We start from the raw sequence: 20877 nt of genomic DNA on the forward strand, positions 1-20877 counted from the left end.
ATAATTCATGACTGTTGCACCACCTACGGTGGAAAGCACTTTGGTTATGGCTGCCGTCAATGTTGTTTTGCCATGATCAATGTGACCAATCGTTCCGATATTTACATGGGTCTTCGTACGTTCATATTTCTTTTTGGCCAAGGAAATCGCCTCCAAACTATAATTCGTGTCCTCCGCAATGATTCTGCAATCACTTTGGATACACAACACTTATTCTACACCATAGCACTCAATTTAGCAATAGCGTCGGCAGGCAAAACAAAAAAACGTTACGCTGAAAGGAACCGGCTTGTTTTGTTTCGCCCGCGCAGTGATTAAATCCGGGCTGTGACTTCGGCGCTCACCATGGCCATAAATTCAAGCAAGGTCATTACTTTCGTTTCCCCCGTCTTGCGCAGGCGAACCGAAACACTGCCGTCTTCCATTTCTTTATCGCCTAAGATCAGCATATAAGGTATTTTCTGCAACTGTGCTTCCCGAATCTTATAGCCGATTTTTTCGTTGCGGGCATCCAATTCCACACGGTAGCCGGCTTGATCCAATTGTTGATAAATTTCTTTCGCATAAGCGAGATTTTTATCCGTGATCTGCATGATAATCGCCTGTACCGGCGCCAGCCAGGTTGGAAAAGCACCGGCATAATGTTCGATCAGGATCCCGAGAAACCGCTCTATGCTGCCGAGTGCCGTGCGATGAATCATGACCGGACGGTGTTTCTCACCATCCGGCGCGATATAGGAGATATCAAAGAGTTCCGGCATCTGCATATCGAGCTGAATCGTGCCGCACTGCCAGGTCCGCCCCAGGCAATCCTTCAAATGGAAATCAATTTTCGGTCCGTAGAAGGCACCGTCCCCCTCGTTCAGTTTATAAGGCTGACCATTGCTCTCCAAGGCATTGCGCAAAGCCCCGGTCGCCGCTTCCCATTGTTCGTCGCTGCCCATTGAATTCTGCGGGCGCGTGGATAGTTCCATATGATATTCAAAACCAAAGACACGATAAATGGAATCAATCAAACGTATGGTACTGATGATTTCACTTTCCATTTGATCCGGCGTCATGAAAATGTGCGCATCATCCTGCGTAAAGCAGCGTACGCGCATCAAACCGTGTAAGGCTCCGGATAATTCATGGCGATGGACAATCCCCAATTCGCCCAACCGCTGCGGCAAATCGCGATAGGAATAAGCTTTGCGTTTAAAAGCCAAAATTCCGCCGGGGCAGTTCATCGGTTTGATTGCATATGTTTGCTCATCAATGGTGGTGAAATACATGTTTTCTTTATAATGATCCCAGTGCCCGGATTGATGCCAGAGTGATTCATTTAAAATAATCGGCGTACTGATTTCTTGATAACCTGCTTTATGATGGACTTCCCGCCAAAAATCGATCAGCAAATTGCGTAAAATCATCCCTTTTGGCAGAAAGAAAGGAAAACCGGGTCCCTCATCAGCGAGCATAAACAAATCCAGCTCTCTGCCAAGTTTCCGATGATCGCGCTTTTTTGCTTCCTCCAACATGGTCAGATAGGCATCCAGATCCGCTTTCTTAGGATAGACGACGCCGTAAATCCGCTGCAGCATCTTATTATTGGCATCGCCGTGCCAGTAGGCGCCTGTCACGGCGGTCAGCTTAAACGCTTTCAATACACCGGTACTCGGCACATGCGGTCCCACACAAAGGTCAACATATTCACCCTGCTGATAAAACGAGATTTCTTCTCCTTCCGGCAGATTTTCGATCAGCTCTACCTTATAGGGTTCTTCTCGCTCCTGCATCAGGGCGATTGCCTCACGCCGGGGCAAAGCAAAACGCCGAATCGGCAGATTCTCTTTGACGATCTTTAGCATCTCCGCTTCAATCCCTGCCAATTCGTTGCCGGAAATGGTGGTATCCATATCAAAATCATAATAGAAGCCATTTTCCACCGCCGGTCCAATGGTTGGTTTTGCCGCCGGATAGAGACGCTTCACAGCTTGTGCCAATAAATGAGCGCCGCTGTGACGCATGATATGTTTTCCTTCCTCATCATGAAAAGTCCATAAATTCAAGCGGTCACCGTCCCTCAGTTCCGTGTTCAAATCCACAGCACAGCCGTTGACCTCGGCGGCTAAAACCTCTTTCGCCAGGCTGCTGCTTATTTTTTTGGCTGCCTGCAGACAATTTGCGCCTTCCTCCAATTCCAATTCGCTGCCATTTTTCAATTGAATCCTGATCATAACAGAAGCACCTCTTTCTTTTTTCTTTCCCATCAACGAATGGCGGAGCACCTCCTCCGCCGGAAGCGATCGAAAATAAAAAACCCCGGACAGAACTGATTCCACAGTTCTGTCCGGGGTGCTTTGCACGGTTCCACCCGGATTATGAATTGAGCCAAATCATTGCTCTCAATTCATCCCTTCGTTGTTCTTAACGCTGAACCTGCGGCTGACACTACTCGGATGAGAAATTCCCATTCCTTTGGAACAGCAGCTTGGAAGTGGTTATCCTTATCATCGGAACGCAGGCCTGCTTTCAGCCGGTGACAGGCCCTCTCTGATCGTCAGTATGATAAGTCGTTTCTTCGGCATCGCTCTTTTTGTAATATATCATTGCTGCTGCAGCTTGTCAAGAAAATTATCACAATTGCAGGCAATGGTTTTCTCTGTTCCCTGAGCCATCGGAGTTGGATCAGCAATCGCGGTTGATGGGCATGCTCATGCAACGCGGGCCGCCGCGGCCTCTGGACAATTCCGATCCGGAAAAGGTATGTACCAGCACACCGTTTTTATCCAGCTGCTCATTGGTCACTTCATTGCGGTCGTAAGCAATCACTTCTCCCGGTGCAATGGTCAAAACATTGGAACCCATATTCCAGTGCTCTCTCGGAGCATGAATCACATCGCCGCCGCCAACCGGAATAAAGATCACTTCATCCAGTTTCAGAGCATACCGCAGCGTCTCTTTGACAGGCCCGGCGCATCTTGCGGTCCGCAGCTCACCTTGCCGGGCCATGGTGATTTCGTAAACATCGAATTGCCCTTCCGCCATCGGCGGTGTAACCAGGAATTTATTAGAGTCAACCATGGTAAAAAGCACATCCAAATGCATATAGCGGCGCGATTTTGGCAAATTAAACAGTAAAATTTTCTCATAGCCAGAGTTCAAGACATTGCCGGCCAGAGCTTCGATCGCACCCAAAGAGGTGCGCTCACTATATCCGATGGCCAGCACTTTATCGGATAAGACGTGCACGTCGCCACCCTCAATCCCATACCCCAAATTGTAATCATACCATAGAGGCGTATCATCCCGCCGGAACAGGGGATGATACTTCCAGATGTAGCGCACCAGCAATGTCTCTCGTTGGCGGAACGGCATGCTCATACTGCTCACAATCATGCCGTTGCCGATACAGACGCCAATATCGCGGGTGAAATAGATCCCGCAGAGCGGATCTGTATAGAAAGGATAATCCTCCTCTACAACCATCGGCAACCCCTGCGCCGGGATCCCGCTTAAGTCGCGCTTCATCACACCGCGCAGGATGGTTTCCACAAACTGCGCGGGCGTTTTGATCCGCAGATACTCTCGAATCACTTTCTTTAAACTTTCCGAGGCTACTCTGCTCACCTGCAGGTAATCCTCAATGAAGGCTTCGCGAAGGACCTGGTTTTCAATCACTTCGCGGAATAAATCGGCTAAATAGAGTACATTGGTTCCATTGTTCAGCAGCAACTGCGCGAAAGCATCGTGTTCGGCAGCGGCGATGCGAACATGGGGCGTATCCTCGGAGAGCATATATTCTAAATACGGGGGGATCAACTGTTCCAGTTCCGTGCCGGGACGATGTAGGATCACCGTATTTAATTTGCCGATTTCCGAATAGAGCTGTACAAATTTCCTCATTGCGACTTCTCCTTTATTTTCGTGTTGTTCGCTCTTGGTCGCCATATGATCATATCTTGTACGTGATATGATATCGAAGTCCGTTTTACCGGTAATCGGCTCTGGCTTTTGGGTAAAACAGGAAAACATTCCCTCTGGTTTCTGTAAGCGAAAGTATATTCTAGTATGCAGATGTATAATCCTTTCTCAATGGCAAACTAATTTTAAATTTATAATTATTCATCAACATATTTTTTTCAGTACCGCACAGCAGAGCCGAAGCGCGTGTTATATTTAATATATAAATATCAGCATAAATAAACAATTATATATTTACTTTAATAGATTCTAATCTTGCGAATCTTTGATCTTGGCTTAATTATATTGATCACTCGCAAGAAAAGAAATCAGCTCTTTCTCCTTAAATGGCCTGGGAAAAAAGAAACCTTGCACCTTCCCGGCGTCATTCCATTGCAATTTTATTAAGTGTTCTGAATTTTACGCTCCTTCTGCAATCAAATCACTGTCTAAACTGCGAATCATCTTGACGGTATGAGTAAGAATGATTTGATTTTTCCCGTTTGTGAAAGCATCCCGGAGCAACAATTTCTCCAATTTTACCGTAGAAAATGGCAAGCGCACCGAACGCGCTCAACAGGCATAACCGGTTCCATAATCATCCGGAGAAAATTCCACACCCAATCGAACCATTTGACTCATTTGCTCCGCAAGGATCGTGTCCGAAGCCCCGGCAATCGATTCGGTACTTTCAATCGCCAACTACCGTTGGATATCGACCGACATCGCATCATCCATGGGGAAAGCCGTATTTTTTTTCTTGCTTTTATTTTTTGCTGCAAAGCAAACAGCCGGCGATTTCTTGCAGCAAGCGATCACCGTTCCTCCGTCCGACCAAATTATTGGTTATTTTCATTTCGTCCAAAGAGGTGACGATCAGCTGAAATTTGCTTCCTGCATCCATCCTGTCCTGCAAAATCAGTAAAAATCCCTGCCGCCCCAACAATCCGGTCATTGTATCCAGAAGGTCGTCTGGATTTTGCATCGTCAAATACATCAGCAGTTTCGATCAAGCCATGGCCACGCCTGCAACCAGAAAACCGCGGTATCGGAAATTGCAGACCGATTGCAGCTGTCAATCAAGCCACCGCTGCCAAAATCGTACGATATGGTTCCTGTTTCATTGCCGTCCGATGCTTGATCGCAGTTACCGCCGTCAAGAAGAGGTAGAAGAAAGCATAGAAAGGTAAAAAAACGATAACCAAAGCCATGCAGATTTTGATGCTGCGTGTTAAAACTAAAAATCACGCGTGTCCACGGAGTTGAAAGCAGGAGTATTTCCTGTACAGCTAAGGGAATCATCCGTGCGAGCATAAATTGATCACGATTGAAGCGAATCTGACACGTTAAAAATCATTCCATAAAGCTAAAACATAACGGGCAGCAGGATGAGAGAAAAAACCCATCGGTATACACAGCAGATAATTCAACCAATCGGAGATTACACTGCTCTACCGGATGGTAAACAGGTGATGCTGTCGGGCAAGAGGACAGTCATTGCGGCAACGAAAAGAAGAGCAAACACTCTGTATTGCACCACAAAAAATGATGCCGGGTGAAAAAGCGGCTGGACGTCAGACCAAGAAAAATCAATGCATACAATCCGGATTCGTATACAAAATCCCTGCTTCACCTCTTTGGTCTGCTATATCCTATAAGGAATTCCCGGTCCCGAATCAGTACCATTGTTAAGTATAAGATTCCACATTCATAACAAATTGTCCTTTTTTAAATAATATCGTCACTTTTGTCTCAATTTCCCGTGAAAAATCCAGGCCGTCGGGGTATTCTCCGCTTGGGGAACAGCGGAAACTTCCTCGCTTTCTGCTTTTTTGACTTCGAATGGTTTACGGCTGGGATACCGGCACCTGCCTGCTTTTCACCGGCAGATCCAGTCTTTTGGCGAACGAATCGCTGCTTTTATTTGGTATTTTTCTATTTTCGCTGCTGCCAACAGAATATGTCATAGCAATACGCAGCATAGCTCCTATTTTGTACTTTTCCCCCACCTTTTTGTCAGATTTTATGAATTTAAGTTCGTTTCCGCTTTCTTTTTTCTTATTTTTAGTAGACACTATATGTGTTTATCAATTGATATATATATACTTAACAGCATTTTTCCGAGAAATCAGATAGTTATCGTTATTTGATAGTCACAGTAGTGACCTAGGATCCGTTCTATTACAGTATATGCCTGCCGTGCGGTCTTGACAAAAAACGTCCTCATAGTATAATGAAACGGTCAAAACCGACGAAAGAGAGAAAGAAGGGAACTCCCAATGCAATTTTATGCTACTGATAAAGATTCTGTTCTGCAGTATGTGAATGCGACGGAACAAGGCTTAACCAGTCAGGAAGCACTCAGACGGCAGGAAGAACAAGGGAAAAATAAGCTGCGGGAAGCCGAAAAAGAAACCTTCCTGCAGCGATTCTTAGGGCAAATGAGCGATCCAATGATCCTGATTCTGCTTGCCGCAGCAGCGATTTCCGGAGTGACTTCCTTTTATTCCGGAGAAAGTATGGCTGATGTCTTCATTATTCTTACGGTTGTCATCATCAACGCTACTTTAGGTGTCTATCAGGAAAGCAAGGCCGAAAAAGCAATTGAAGCCCTGCAAGCCATGTCAGCGGCAATGAGCAAGGTATTGCGCGACGGCCAAATCACAGAATTAAAAAGCGAAGACCTGGTTGTCGGCGATATCGTGATGCTGGAAGCCGGCGATGCGGTTCCGGCCGACGGCCGCGTGCTTGCTTGTGCCAGCCTCAAAGTGGAAGAAGCTGCGCTGACAGGAGAAAGTGTTCCGGTTACCAAGCAAACTGAAGCTTTAGCCGAAGCCGAAGATATCCCGCTGGGTGACCGCAAAAATATGGTCTATATGGGCAGTGAAGTTGTTTATGGACGCGGCAAGGTTGTCATCACCCATATCGGTATGAACACCGAAATGGGGAAAATCGCGGATGCCTTAGCCAACGCGGAAGAGGGCGAAACCCCCTTACAGATCAAGCTCTCCCAATTAAGCCGCGTATTGAGCTGGTCAGTCCTGGGTATTTGTGCTTTCATTTTTGTATTCGCCTTGCTGAAATCGGGTGATTTCAGTGGGTCTGTGATTCTGGAAACATTTATGATTGCTGTCAGCCTGGCTGTAGCCGCTATTCCGGAAGGACTTGTTGCGGTCGTGACCATTGTCTTGAGTATCGGGGTCACCAACATGTCCAAAAAAAATGCAATTATCCGTAAACTGAGTGCAGTGGAGACACTTGGCTGCTCTCAAGTGATTTGCAGTGATAAAACGGGTACCCTGACCCAAAATAAAATGACCGTCGTCGATACGTTTGGCAGTGATATCAAAGCCATTGCTACTGCCATGGCGCTCTGCAACGATGCCGAAATCGACGCAAAAGGTGATTTAATTACCGGTGAACCGACAGAAGCGGCTTTGGTTGTTTTTGCTCATGTGCAGCAATTACCGCAGGCTGAATTGAAAGCAACCAACCCGCGCATCGGGGAAGCTCCCTTCGACAGCAACCGCAAGATGATGAGCACGGTGCACCAGACCATAGACGGGATTGTTCAATATACCAAAGGCGCTCCGGAGGTTGTCTTGAGTCATTGCACTTATTATTACCAGAATGGGGTCAACCTGCCGATGAATGATCTGCTGCGTCAGCAAGTCCTTGACGCCAATGCGGCCTTAGCCGGCAGGGCTTTGCGCGTGCTTTGCTGTGCAACCCGGCTTTGGTCAGAGTCGCCCGCCGATTACGAACCGACGACCTTGGAAGAGGATCTTACATTCATCGGCTTGACCGGTATGATCGATCCGGTCCGCCCGGAAGTGAAAAGCGCGATTGAACGCTGTTATGAAGCGGGTATTCAGACTGTGATGATTACGGGTGATCATCATGATACGGCGGTTGCCATTGCCAAAGAATTGGGTTTAGTCAATGACGCTTCCCAAACAATTACCGGTTCTCAACTGAATGAAATGAGCGATGAAGAACTGACAGAGAATATTGAAACTTATCATGTCTATGCTCGGGTTCAGCCGGAACACAAGACCAGAATCGTCAATGCCTGGCGTAAAAACGGCATGATTACAGCCATGACCGGCGATGGTGTCAACGATGCTCCCAGCATTAAAAACGCCGATATCGGCATCGGTATGGGTATCACCGGCACTGATGTCACGAAAAATGTTGCCGATATGGTGTTAGCCGATGATAATTTCGCCACCATCGTCGGTGCTGTGGAAGAGGGACGCCGGATTTATGATAATATCCGCAAAGCGATTCAATTCCTACTCGCCTCCAACTTGAGTGAAGTCCTGAGTATTTTCATCGCGACAATGCTGGGATTCACCATCCTGAAGCCGGCCCACTTGCTTTGGATCAATCTGGTAACCGATTGCTTCCCTGCCCTGGCTCTCGGTATGGAAAAAGCCGAACCGAATTTGATGCAGCGTAAGCCGCGTTCTTCTAAAGATGGTGTTTTTGCCGGCGGTCTGGGATTTGATATCATTTACCAGGGAATCTTAACGACGATTCTGATTCTGGCCTCTTACTTCATCGGTGACTACCTGGAAACCGGCTTATGGCAAATCGGCAACAGCACCGACGGCACCACCATGGCTTTCCTGACGATGAATATGGTTGAAATTTTCCATAGTTTGAATATGCGCAGCCAACGCGGCAGTATCTTCAGTTTGGGTTCGCAGAATGGCTACCTGCTCATGGCAGCCGGTGCAGCTTTCATCATGTCTACCATCGTCATTTATGTTCCCTTCCTTGCCAATGCTTTCGGCTTTGCCGAAATCAACTTACAGGAATTTCTCGTGGCGATGTGCCTGGCCATCAGCATTATCCCTGCCGTTGAAATCGTCAAATTCATTGAACGGAAATCAGCCAAATAAAACTCCCGCAGCCATCCAAAAAAGAACCCCTTGCGGCAGTTCGTTATGCCGAACTGCCGCAAGGGGTTTCTATTGAAAAGAGGACCTGGTCTTCTTTTAGCATGAGCCGCGTTGCCGTTCTCTTCCTGTTGCGCTTATCGTTGTAATTTTGCCAGCGGATTGCTGCTGACAAAAGTATCAACACTGTAGAGAAATAAAATCTGATCAAATTCCTTGATATCCAGCAGGTCACTGATCTCGCTGTTGATATAGCGCAGGTCTACCAGGACGATTTCATCATAATGCTGCAGAAGCATCGGTGCCAAACAGTGAGCATAGGAATCCTTGAACAACAGCAATTTCTTTCCGGTAGCCTGATTGCCATAGAGCGTTACAATCGGTTGATTCTGCCCTAAAAAATAACCGTACTGATCCTTGACTTCCAGATATTGCGGGAAATAAACGGAATCGTAGTAAGCAGGCTCTCCGTTCGTTTTGATGCTGCAGCCTGCGTCGGCGGCAGTCTGAAAAGCTTCCATCGTATCCGGTTTGATGAACCGTACGCCGGATTTTGAATAGAGTGTGCCATTAAAATTCCAACTCACGGTTTCGGCCCGATAGGCAACCGGAACCAGTCCCAGCGCGCGGCAATATTCCAGATAAGCGAAATAAGCTCCATAGGTCGTCCAATGATGATCTGTCCGATAATAAATGTACTCTTCCGCATGCTCGCGCAAGGCAGCTGATAATGAAATAGCGGTCATTCCCGCCGCTTTCTGATAAATCTGCTGTATGAGGGGATCCTGCGGCCAGCTCTGCGCAAAGAGCGGCAGCTTATCCGGCTGGATCTCGGCCGCGCTGGGCACCAGCATAACGGCGCATGGCTTTTGAGCAGCGGCAAAGAAGTCCAGCATGCCTTGCAGATTATCCTCAATATTAGCTTGGTTCGCATCTTCCAATTTACTGAGCAAAGCGTTTTTTCCGATGAATACACCGTTGCTCTCCCGCTTGCCCAGGGCATATTCCAAATCACTCTGTAAGCTGATCCAATGATCGCGAAAAACGAATTGATCATTGACATACTCATCCAATTTCGCCATATAGCTGCCATTCAGTAAAGAGTTCAGCGAAAATTCCGGGATTTGCGCCAGATAGCGGTTTTCATTTTGAGAAAACTCTAAAGTGGGTGTGAGAAAGTTGGCAGCGAGAATGGTGATCCATAAGGGGAAAATCAGGTAAAAGAAGGCTTTGTTCATCGTAGTTTTCATTTTTTTCCTGTCCTCATCAAAATCTGAAATATAAAAAAGGATTGTATGTACTGTTGACAAGATAGGCAATGCAGGCGCAGAAGAGCAGCCCATAAAAAGCGGCCGTGGCTGCTGCCGGCAGCGGTTTTACGGTGTGATCCGCAAAATTCAGGTATTTCTTAAAATGCGGTGTGGAAAAATAGGCTGCCAGTAAAAAAATAATGCCGTAATTCCATAAATAATATAAACTCTGTTCATTATAGAGAGGGATTTTAGCCAGGCCCAGCATGCCCTGGAAAACTTCGGACATTCTGTGCAAATCTTCAAAATAGAAAATCACCCAGCCAAACATCACCAGAAGAAGCGTGTAGACGTGGCGAAAGAAAGCAGGTATTTTTTTCAAAGTTGGCATCAACAGATATTTTTCGATCATCAGCAGGAAACCGTAATACAATCCCCAGAGCACAAAGTTCCAGGATGCGCCGTGCCAAAAACCGGTTAAAGCCCAAACCGCGAGCAAATTGAATAAATGCCGGCGCACGGAAACCCGATTTCCTCCCATTGGGATATAAACATAATCGCGGAACCAGGCACCCAATGTAATATGCCAGCGGCGCCAAAATTCAGTGATGCTCTGTGAAATATAAGGGAAATTAAAATTCTCGTCAAAAGTTAAGCCGAAAACGCGGGCTAACCCGATGGCCATGTCGGAATAACCCGAAAAGTCAAAATAGATTTGGAAGGTATAGGCCGTTATACCGAGCCAGTAGAGCAGTACGGAAGGCACTCCTGCCCTGCCGTCCGCAATCTGGTTGGCTAAAAACCCAACATTATTGGCAATCAGGACTTTCTTGCCCAAACCCAACAGGAAGCGCCTCATACCGAGAGACAGGCTGTCACGCGTCATCTGATGGTCATCCAGATCATTCTCGACGGTAACATAACGGACAATCGGACCGGCGATGATCTGCGGAAACAGAGTCGTATAGGCTAAATAATTGTAATAGGATTTCTCGCAACTGGTAGTTCCTCTGTAAACATCGATCGCATAAGAAATCGATTGGAAAGAATTAAACGAGACTCCAATCGGCAAGATGATCTTGGGGATGGCAAAAGCGATTCCGGTCAGAACACTGAAATTCTGCAGCAAAAAACTGGTGTACTTAAAAAAAACCAGCACACTTAAATTGCTGCCTACCGATATCAGCATAAAAAGCCGTCTCTTTTTTTCATTTTCACGGTTTTTTTCCATCAGGCGGCCACAAATATAATCCTCCACCGAAAGCAGAAGCATAACCGGAATAAATCGAATCTCACCCCAGGCAAAAAAGACCAGACTGCCAATGATCATGACCAGATTCTTCAATCGTTGGGGAGCCAAATAGTAACAGAGAAATAATATAGGTAAGAAATAAAATAAAAAGCTGATACTGCTGAAAACCATGCTCATTCATTCCTTTATTTTTAAATCAAAAATACCTGACTTTACCGCCGTTTCTTGTAATAGTAACGGCAGGCAAGGCAAATGACCGCGACTGCAGCAGCAGCTAAAATAATCTTGGAATACCAGCCAATATAAGTCAAACCATTTTGCCAGGCGCTGCCGGCCGATTGACCCAGTAAAATTAAAATCGTGTTCCAACCCAAGCTGCCCAAGAGAGTCAAAGAAAAGAAAAGCAGCGGCTGCATTCTCGTAATCCCTGCCGGAATCGAAATCAAACTGCGCACAATCGGCACAAACCGGCAAAGAAAAACTGCGCTGCCCTGATAGCGGCTGAACCACTGCTCTGTTTTTGCCAAGTCCGTTTGGTTGAAATGCAGACGTTTGCCCCAGACACCGTTCAACAAATGATCCAGCCTGCTTTTCCCTAAATAATACCCCAAAAGATAGAGGACTGCCGCACCCGCCACGGATCCGATGGTGGCCGTAAGAATTGCCCAGGGCAGTCTCATCGCGGTCTGTGTGATCAGATAACCGGAAAAAATCAAAACTACTTCCGATGGAATGGGTGGAAAGATTGTTTCCAAACAAATCATGAAAGCAATTCCGAAATAGCCATATTGATTGATGAAATCGATCATTGATTCCTGCATAAGGCTATACCCTTTCTCCGATCTCCGATCGCCGCTGTAACCGGATCGGTTTGCTGTTAACAGGACTTGCCTTAAAAGGTTCATCCAACCGGTCTTGTGCTTCTCCGGTCAGCGCGCACTTTGTTTATGAAAGAATATTACACTAAAACGCTGCAAACTCCTTCATTTGCAAGCAGCGCAGGTGTTAACTGATTGTGAACAAGAAAGAAATCCCCTGTCAGATCTCGCTGCCCCTTTGATAGAAAATGAGACAAACAAAGGGAAAAACACAGGCTGCAAGAGATTAAGCTTCCGCAGACTGTGTCTTTTAACTTTCCCTTGCCGGCATGAAAAGCGAATCCCGCCCGGATGCCAAAGAGTTTGCTAGAGAATAACGACTTTTTTACCCGTTGTATCGCCTTTGACCTGGTCAAGCGCGTGTTCCCAGGCCTCCAGGCCAACGTTCTGGTCATAATATCTGGTGTTTTCCGTTAAATGCGCCAGCACAATTTTCGCGGTCGTTAATAAATCATCATTGCTCACATTGGTGCGCGCATCCACTAAGCCATGTTCCAGTTCAATCTGCAATCCATCCCAATATTCTTCGGCAGTGTATCCGGCTGTACTAAAATCAATCCCCAATTTCGCTGCCGCAAATTTGACATCTTCCAGTGTGAATTTCTCCATTTCAGTTCCTTCTTTCTTTTTTTATTCCGCTTTTTCTGCGGGCAAGTCCGATTCCGGCAGACAAAGCGAAGCCGGAAAACGAATTCTCTTTTTAATTCGCATTTCAATGGCACTATTCCTTCCAAGCTCGGCGATGCATCGGCTTCCGTTTTGCCCCTATTGACGCTCGAACTTACCTTCTCCCGCCTCCACCACAAAGCCGCACCAATTATCCGCATACTGCAGCAGCAGCGTCAAAGGTTTTTCATTGGTAGCAACACTGGCATTGTCTTCCACGTACTGGCCGTCATGATAAACAATCGCCTGTACTTCTTCCTCGCTCAGCTTGATAAAAGGTCCCGCCAAATAGAGGCTCCTGACCGGTACGCTCAAATAAGTCAGGTCCTTGTTAAAATGATAGGCGGTGCCGGCTTGGTAGCCGTATTGTTTTTGCCTGGCGGTGGCCTCATTCGGCAGGTATTGAGGATTACCCGGCATACCCGCTTTACCCAAGTCGTGCAGCAGCGCGACAATCACACAGCTTTCGTCGGTGATTTCCGGTGCCAGGACTGCTTTTATTTTCAGCATCGTCTCCGCAACATTACAGGAATGCTCAAGCAGTCCGCGGTCCCGGCTGAGATGGAAGCGCGTACTGGCTGGAGATATCAGCCAGGCGGTTTCGTTTTCCATAAAATCCGTCAGCTTTTTGAATTGCTCCCTGCGTTCCGTCACCTGGTTTTTCAGAGCAACGTATCGCTTCATCAAATCACTCATATTGATTCCTCCGCTCGCTGGCTTACTCTTCTAACTCCGGTAAATTGACCACATATTTTGAATTCAGCGCATTCTTTTCCTGAGCAGCATTCTTATAATTCGTGACTTCCTCTCTGGCTTTACCGATTGGCTGAATCGTACCGGCTCCGGCAATACAGCCACCCGGACATGCCATGCCTTCCAGTAAATAACCGTTATAGACGCTGCTTTTGGCTGCTGTCAGCATTTTTTTACAATTTCGCAATCCTTCCGCAGTCGTCACTTTGATTTGGCGCTCCGGTTGCAATTTTTTAATCACATCAACAACCGCACCGGATACACCGCCGGTCACCGCAAATCCCCGCCCGGCTGCGGTTGCCTGATTCAACGGTATTTCCGCCGTGATTTGTGCGAACTGAACCTCTTTCGCCACAAACATCCCTTGCAGTTCCTCAAAAGTCAGCACAAAGTCCACATCGCTGCGGATATCGCTGCGGCTGGCTTCCAGTTTTTTTGCCGAGCAGGGTCCGATAAAGGCGATGCGTGCCCGGGGGTATTTTTTCTTCAGCAGCCTGGCGGTCAGCACCATGGGAGTCAGAGCCATCGAAATACAATCGGCAAATTGGGGAAATAACTGTTTTGCCATCATCGACCAGGAAGGGCAGCAAGAAGTGGCCAGGAAGGGCTTTTCTGCCGGCACTTCCCGCAGGAAAAGTTCCGCCTCCTGAACGGTACACAGATCCGCCCCCACCGCAACTTCCACCACCCTGTCAAAGCCCAATTGCTGCATTGCGGCAGTCAGCCGTTCCGGTGTCGCTTCGGCGCCAAACTGACCGAGAAAAGCAGGCGCTACAATGGCAATCACCTGATCGCCGCGCTGAATGGAAAGCACCAATTGAAAAATCTGCCCCTTATCTACAATTGCCCCGAACGGACAATTGACCAAACACATGCCGCAGGAGACGCATTTATTATAATCGATTTTCGCCTTGCCGTGTTCATCCATGCCGATCGCATCAACACCGCAGGCGGCGGCGCAGGGCCGTTCTAACCGGATCACGGCATTATAGGAGCAGGCACTGCTGCAGCGGCCGCATTTGATGCATTTCTGCTGGTCAACCACAGCCTTCAGGTGTTCAAAAATAATCGCCTGACTGGGGCAAACCTGAGCGCAGGATTTTGCTAAACATCCCTGACAAAATTCCGTGACTCTATATTGAGTCGTGGGACAGGCATTGCAGGCAAAAGGAATAATATTCACCAACGGCGGCTCGTAGTATTTTTCGGCAATGGCGCTCTGATCAACCCCTTCCGATAATAATTTATGTTCGCTGACAGGACGGATCGGCAGCCCCATTGCCAAACGGATACGTTCCCCTGCTATCGCCCGTTCCAAGAAAATTGACTCTCTGTACTTGGCGGTTTCACCAGGCACAATCACATAAGGCAATTGTTCCACGCGGGAATAATCACCGCCTTCATAGGCTAAACGTGCCACTTCGGCAAAAACCTGTTTGCGAATCTTGGTCACAGACGACTCCAATCCTCTGATCATCCGAATCCTCCTTTTCACTGCAGTCCGATTTCGGTTCGTTGCCTTTTTTTCGTTAGCTTGTTTTTTTACGATAGAAGAAATATTTCGCGATTTCAGTGGTGATGATGTAGAGCAGGGCAATTCCCAGCAAAGACAACAAGGTCGGCAAGGGAATTGCGACAATATTCAGCGCTTTTTGCAGCGGGAAATAAGGAAGAATCAAGGTGAAAATGCCGACTGCAATCGTGGAATACAAGAGTAACGGCGCCGGTTTGCTCTGGTAGAAGGGCTTGCGGGTCCGGGCAACCAATAAAATCAACAGTTCTGTCAGAATTGAAAGCACAAACCAGCTGCTTTGAAAGAGTTCTTCGCCGGCCTGGAAGCCTACTAAGAGCACGGCAAAGGACAAATAATCGAAAGCTGTGCTGATGAAACCGAAGGTAAACATAAAATTACGAATTGACCTCATGTCCCAGCGCTGCGGCACCGCAATCGTTTCTTCGTCAACCGTATCTGCCGCAATGGTCATGGCGGGAAAATCCGAGATAAAATTGATCAGCAAAATCTGCTTTGGCAACAGCGGTAAAAACGGCAGAAATAAAGACGCACCCGCCATGCTGAACATATTGCCGAAATTCGCACTGGTCGTAATATTGATATACTTCAGGGTGTTGGCAAAAGTGGCCCGGCCTAAAATCACGCCGTTTTTCAGGATACTCAAATTCTTCTCCTGCAGGACGAAATCGGCTGATTCTTTGGCCACATCTACCGCTGTGTTGACAGAAATGCTGACATCCGCCACATGCAAAGCGGGTGCGTCGTTGATTCCATCGCCCATATAGCCAACGACATGTCCTTGCTTTTTCAAAGCGAGAATGATGCGTTCTTTTTGGCTGGGATTCACTTCGGTGAATAAGTCGGTTGTTTCGACGCGCTCCCGTAAGGCATCATCGCTTAATTCGGTCAGCTCGCTGCCCGTCAGAACTTGACGGATCTGCATACCAAGCGATTTGGCGATGTGCAGGGCGACCAGATGATTGTCGCCGGTGATTACACGCAGTTGAATACCAAGCTGAGCCAGTTCCGTTACGGTTTGAATGACATCCGCTTTCAGCGGATCTAAAAACAACAGAAAGCCTGTAAAAACCAAATCCTGTTCATCCTGCAGCGAGTATTTCGCTCGAACCTCTATGGACTTCTGAGCGATACCCAACACGCGAAACCCCTGGTCGCTCCAGTCCGCCAGATGCTGATTCATTGCTGCCAGGAGCGAAGCGCTGAGGATTTGTTCCCCTGTTTCTGTTTCTACTTTGCTGCAAATCGGGAGAATATTGTTTAAAGCGCCTTTCGTGATCATTTTACAGCCTGCAGCCTCCTGCACGATCACACTGAGCCGTTTGCGCAGAAAATCGAAGGGGATTTCTCCGATTTTCTTGACATCGTCAATCTCAAGCCGCCGATCCGCGATGATCACCTTATCCAGGTCATTTACCAATCCGATTTGCAGCTTGGAATTGAGATAAGCCAAACGGAACACCGTTTCGGAAGGATTCCCCCGGATATCCACTGCAGCATCGAGACGAACCACACCTTCTGTCAAAGTACCGGTTTTATCGGTACAAAGTAGATCCATACTGCCGAAATTCTCCAGAGCGGTCAGATGACGCACGATAACTCCTTTTTTCGCCATGGCCTGCGCCCCCTGGGAAAGCGTGATATTGATGATAGCCGGTAATAATTGCGGGGTAATGCCAATCGCCAAAGCGACCGAAAAGAGTAAGGAATCAATAAAAGGTCTCCGGAAAACCAGATTCAACAGGAAGACGAACAAGGTTAAAACGAGCATAACCCCGGCCAGTAAATAACCGAAGTGTCGTACGCCGCGGCCAAATTCCGTTTCGGGAGCAATCGTTTCGAGATCTTTGGCTATTTGACCGAACTCGGTATGCAATCCTGTCTCTGCCACCAGTACTGTGGCAGTGCCGCTGCGCACATTGGTTCCCATAAAGACACAATTTTTCCGATTTGCTACCGCGGTTTCCGCCTCAACAGTCACTGCTTCTTTCTCAACGGCAAAGGCCTCTCCGGTCAGAATCGATTGGTTGACATGAAACGCCTCGCATTCCAGAATCAACCCATCGGCAGGAATCAGGCTTCCTGCGGAAAGCAGAACAATATCACCGGGTACCAGCTCAATTGTTGGGATTTCCAACTCCTGCCCGTTGCGAAGCACGGTGGATTTCTGTTGAATGCGCGAGCGCAGTTCGCTGATGGCATGATCGGCACTGTATTCCTGCAAAAAGCTGAGAACCGCGCTGGCCAAGACAATGACCAAAATAATGATGGAATCAAGCCAGTCACCGGTTGCGGCCGAAATTGCTGTTGCGATCAGCATAATCAAAATAATCAGACTTTTGAATTGATTGAGAAAAAGCCGCAGCGGAACATTTTTCTTCTGCGCCTGAATGGCGTTGGCACCATTCTGCTTTAATCTGCGGGCAGCTTCTTCCCGGCTGAGTCCCGCTCTGGAGGACTGAAGTTCCTGCAGTACGGCGTCGGGAGAAAGACTCCAGTATTTTATTTTCTTTTCCGCTTCCATCTTGATAACACGCTTCTTCCGATCATACTGCCGCAGTAAAAAAACCCTGCCGGTCGATTGAATGCGATTCGTTCTTTCTACCACTGCGTTCGCACAGTACAGGCTGCTGTTTTCCTGCCATCCACACCGGTGGCAGTAAGCACCGCATTTCCGGGTTTCTAAATCTTACGGCCCCGTTGCTCATGACAGCAACGTTCTGTCATGCAACATCATTTATTATACTTTATCTTCAGCGGAAATTACAATACTTTTCCGGGAGACAAATCAGGAAATATTCACTTCAGCGATTTTTCCGCGGCGGTTCAGAAAAGCGCGGTGCTATTGAGCGCGCTGAATAAAAAGAAGAAATTGCCGCACTCAATCGGAATTGAAAAGCAGCAGCCGAAAAAGGATGAGCAGGCTTCTCTTTTGGGAAGTTGCTCATCCTTTTTTCGGTTGATCAAGCAACCTCACTGCTTATTGTTCATAAGGATCTTTGCTTGGTGTTGCCCTGATCCCGTAAATATCATCGTAGGCGGTAAAAGCATTGACCTTTTCCTTGCCCAGCCGGGCACAGAGTGCCTGAAATGCCTGTTCCGCATCTGCTAAAATCCGTTTTTCATCACAGGCCAGCATCTTGCGATTCTCCAGCATGACTTCACCGTCAACAATCACGGTATCGACATCCTGACCTTGGGCATGATAAACAATTCTTTGCACCGGCATGATGCCAAAAGGAGCCAGGTGCGGCTGCCTGGTATTGACAATGATGATATCCGCCCGTTTGCCAACCTCGAGCGAACCTGTCAGATGGTCAATTCCCAGCGCTCTCGCCGCGCGAATGGTACACATTTCCAAGACCCGACCCGGCGGTGCCAGCAGCGGATCATTTTCATGGGCGCGGTGAATAACCTGAAACACCTTCATATCGCGCCAGATATCATAGCTGCGATCCGGAGCGGTGCCGTCGGTGACGATGACAACCTCGCCTCCCGCCCGCAATACTTCATAAACCGGGCAGCGGTTTTTGATATTTGCTCTGGTTGTCGGACCGTGGAACAAAACGGCGCCGGTATCGGCTAAAATTTTGATCTCATTCTCGCTCAAACCCGTCGCATGCGTCAGGGAGGTGGTCGGTCCCAATAATTCCGGGGTGGTATCATAGACAAACTGCACGCCGCCGCCATAGACATGCGTATGCAGCGGCTGATTGTATTCTTTGGCAATGCGGCCCATCTGTTGATTTTTCCAGATGCAGAATTCTCGGGTGTCTCCTTTGTCTCGATTGATGCCGATGCTGCCGGGAGCCACAATACAGATCTGTCTTTTATGTTTTCCGTTGAGAGTTCTGACCGCTGTTTCGGTATTTGCTACCATTTGTTCCGGGGTAAACTCGGTTTCATAAGGCCGGTCATTTTGCCAAACCACAGGCTTTTTCGGCCAGGGACCATCACAGGAGCCGATACCGGATATCTGCCGCAAGCCGGTCTTGCCTGCACCTTCAAAATGCGCAACAAGATTTTCCAGACGATCCGGCCGGGGGGTGCTGCCCAGCATCGAGACGCCTGTCGTGATGCCGAATTTCAAACGTTCGGCCGCCGCCAGCGCCCCTTCCGCATACCAAAAGAACTCATCGGTATGACGAAAATAAATATCCTCCGCCATAGAGCCCCACCAACCGGCTGGATTCGCCGTATCATTCTGCTCGGCAAAGGTCTTGATGAGACAATGGCCGGCATGGCCGTGACCGTCGATCAGACCGGGCAGCACGGCCAGGCCTTCGGCATCGATGATTTTCTTTGCTTCGACTCGCTCCGGCAGGTGCTGCATCGGTCCGATTGCCGCAATGCTGTCACCAATTACCGCGACAAAACCGGGCTGATAGATCCTATGCTGCGCGTCGACCGTAATCACGGTTGCGTTTTTGATCAGAAGATCAAACATTCTGCTTCCCATCCTTTCAGAATCCCTATTTTTACACTATTTCTCTCGAATACGCTGAAAAACTAAGGGATGATACTGGCTAGAGTATAGCAAGACGACTGTTTGCTGTCAATCGAACAGGCTCAGAAACCCGCCGGATTTCTGAGCCTTGATATACGTTTATTTTTTTTGCACCAGATGATATTTCTATGAAGTAGTTACACAAAGCTGCTCTGATTCTGAAATTTGATCGGCCCTTGACGAATTTCCCCATTGCAGCAACCGCCTCCTTGCCGCAAGCAAAGTTCTGCAGAGACGGCAATCTGATTTCTTCCCCGGTGTTTTGCCTCATACGTCCGATGTGTTGATTCCGTCTCCCGCATTGTGATTTTCCTCCCTTGTGCTTTACCTCATATAAGGCGGTATCGGCTGTTTTGTCAATGTCTCCGGACCGATCCGCTTCGGATTCCCGCAGATTTACCCGCAGCGGATGGTATTTTTTTTTGCTCAATCTCCCGCAGTGCGGCGGATTTCTGCCGCAGATGTAACTCTGCCCAAATTCGGTATGCTTCCTGTTCCTTGCAATCCATCAGCAAAATTGCAAATTCCCAACCGTCAATCCGGGAAACGCGGATGTTTTCAGCTTGCAATTCTTTCAAGGGACGCGCTAAAAAAATACCAGATCACCAACCGCTGGCCCTATCGGTCATTCACATCTTGTAAAATAATCCATAGCGATCATCTTCAGCGCAAGGATTTTATTGGTGCTGCAGCCTGCTTCCGGCCGCTCTGCTAACTCCTGATCAAAGGTCTTGCGATTCTTCAAACCGGTAAATAGATCCAGGCACCGCTTGCTCCCGCAGCAGACTTTGCCGGCTGTTCTAATCCGGCAGAGCTGTCAAAGTCTCGTTGCCGTTTTGGATCAAAACGTTCGCCGATAAAAAAGCGCAGAGAAACATAAAACAAGCGGCAAAAATCCGCAGTGCCATCGCACTGTCCAACTTTTCTGCCCCGTAGTCTTTGACAGCAGGCAGCAATCGAATCAGACTGCTTCATCTAAAAAATCAGACGGTAATCCAGCACTCTCAGCTGCGTTTGGGCATAAAAAAGCGTTACCTTTGCTGCAATCGGATCAGCAACGATAACGGAATTGGTTGCGGGGGTAGGATTTGGACCTACGACCTCCGGGTTATGGGCCCGACGAGCTACCAGACTGCTCTACCCCGCGAAAAAATGGAGCTGATGAACGGATTTGAACCGTTGACCTTATCC

The 20877-nt window shown here is 47.9% G+C and carries 13 protein-coding genes and 1 tRNA gene; 1 reads left to right on the forward strand and 13 read right to left on the reverse strand.

Features of this window, described 5'->3' with window-relative positions; genetic code table 11:
- From LLG09_06100 to LLG09_06115, 4 genes are all read right to left on the reverse strand, one after another.
- Nucleotides 1-141, reverse strand: a 141-nt coding sequence (locus LLG09_06100) for a GTP-binding protein (protein MCE5196684.1), incomplete at its 3' end; no start/stop codon positions are given.
- A 173-nt stretch (nt 142-314) separates the two neighbouring features.
- Nucleotides 315-2219 carry a threonine--tRNA ligase gene (gene thrS, locus LLG09_06105; GenBank protein MCE5196685.1) on the reverse strand — a complete coding sequence of 635 codons (1905 nt, stop codon included), beginning with the start codon at nt 2217-2219 and terminating at the stop codon, nt 315-317.
- A 451-nt stretch (nt 2220-2670) separates the two neighbouring features.
- Complete coding sequence (locus LLG09_06110) at nt 2671-3888, reverse strand: arginine deiminase (protein ID MCE5196686.1); 1218 nt, start codon at nt 3886-3888, stop codon at nt 2671-2673.
- 823 nt (nt 3889-4711) lie between these two features.
- A complete protein-coding gene (locus LLG09_06115; protein ID MCE5196687.1) occupies nt 4712-4930 on the reverse strand; it encodes a diguanylate cyclase in 219 nt (72 codons plus the stop codon).
- Between the two features lie 1294 nt (nt 4931-6224).
- Between LLG09_06115 and LLG09_06120 the strand changes: the two genes are divergently transcribed.
- Nucleotides 6225-8852 (forward strand): cation-translocating P-type ATPase, encoded by a 2628-nt coding sequence (locus LLG09_06120; protein ID MCE5196688.1) that lies wholly within the window; start codon nt 6225-6227, stop codon nt 8850-8852.
- A 134-nt stretch (nt 8853-8986) separates the two neighbouring features.
- Here LLG09_06120 and LLG09_06125 read toward each other — a convergent pair whose 3' ends face one another.
- From LLG09_06125 to LLG09_06165, 9 genes are all read right to left on the reverse strand, one after another.
- Nucleotides 8987-10099: a hypothetical protein gene (locus tag LLG09_06125; GenBank protein ID MCE5196689.1), complete on the reverse strand. Its 1113-nt coding sequence runs from the start codon at nt 10097-10099 to the stop codon at nt 8987-8989.
- Between the two features lie 16 nt (nt 10100-10115).
- Complete coding sequence (locus tag LLG09_06130; GenBank protein MCE5196690.1) at nt 10116-11522, reverse strand: MBOAT family protein; 1407 nt, start codon at nt 11520-11522, stop codon at nt 10116-10118.
- Between the two features lie 41 nt (nt 11523-11563).
- The gene (locus LLG09_06135; protein ID MCE5196691.1) at nt 11564-12172 is read right to left on the reverse strand and encodes a DedA family protein; all 609 of its coding nucleotides are present in this window, start codon (nt 12170-12172) and stop codon (nt 11564-11566) included.
- 363 nt (nt 12173-12535) lie between these two features.
- On the reverse strand, nt 12536-12838 hold the full coding sequence (locus LLG09_06140) for a hypothetical protein (GenBank protein ID MCE5196692.1): 303 nt from the start codon (nt 12836-12838) through the stop codon (nt 12536-12538).
- A 156-nt stretch (nt 12839-12994) separates the two neighbouring features.
- A complete protein-coding gene (locus tag LLG09_06145; protein MCE5196693.1) occupies nt 12995-13591 on the reverse strand; it encodes a phosphohydrolase in 597 nt (198 codons plus the stop codon).
- Nucleotides 13592-13613: 22 nt separating this feature from the next.
- Nucleotides 13614-15122: a 4Fe-4S dicluster domain-containing protein gene (locus LLG09_06150; protein ID MCE5196694.1), complete on the reverse strand. Its 1509-nt coding sequence runs from the start codon at nt 15120-15122 to the stop codon at nt 13614-13616.
- 55 nt (nt 15123-15177) lie between these two features.
- The gene (gene mgtA / locus LLG09_06155; protein ID MCE5196695.1) at nt 15178-17703 is read right to left on the reverse strand and encodes a magnesium-translocating P-type ATPase; all 2526 of its coding nucleotides are present in this window, start codon (nt 17701-17703) and stop codon (nt 15178-15180) included.
- Nucleotides 17704-18159: 456 nt separating this feature from the next.
- Entirely contained in the window at nt 18160-19626 is a 1467-nt protein-coding gene (locus tag LLG09_06160; GenBank protein MCE5196696.1) for an amidohydrolase family protein, read from the reverse strand.
- 1130 nt (nt 19627-20756) lie between these two features.
- Nucleotides 20757-20833: transfer RNA gene (locus tag LLG09_06165), tRNA-Met, on the reverse strand.
- Between the last annotated feature and the right edge of the window lie 44 nt (nt 20834-20877).

The sequence above is a fragment of the Negativicutes bacterium genome, from assembly GCA_021372785.1.
Classification (GTDB): Bacteria; Bacillota; JAAYKD01; order JAAYKD01; family JAAYKD01; genus JAJFTT01.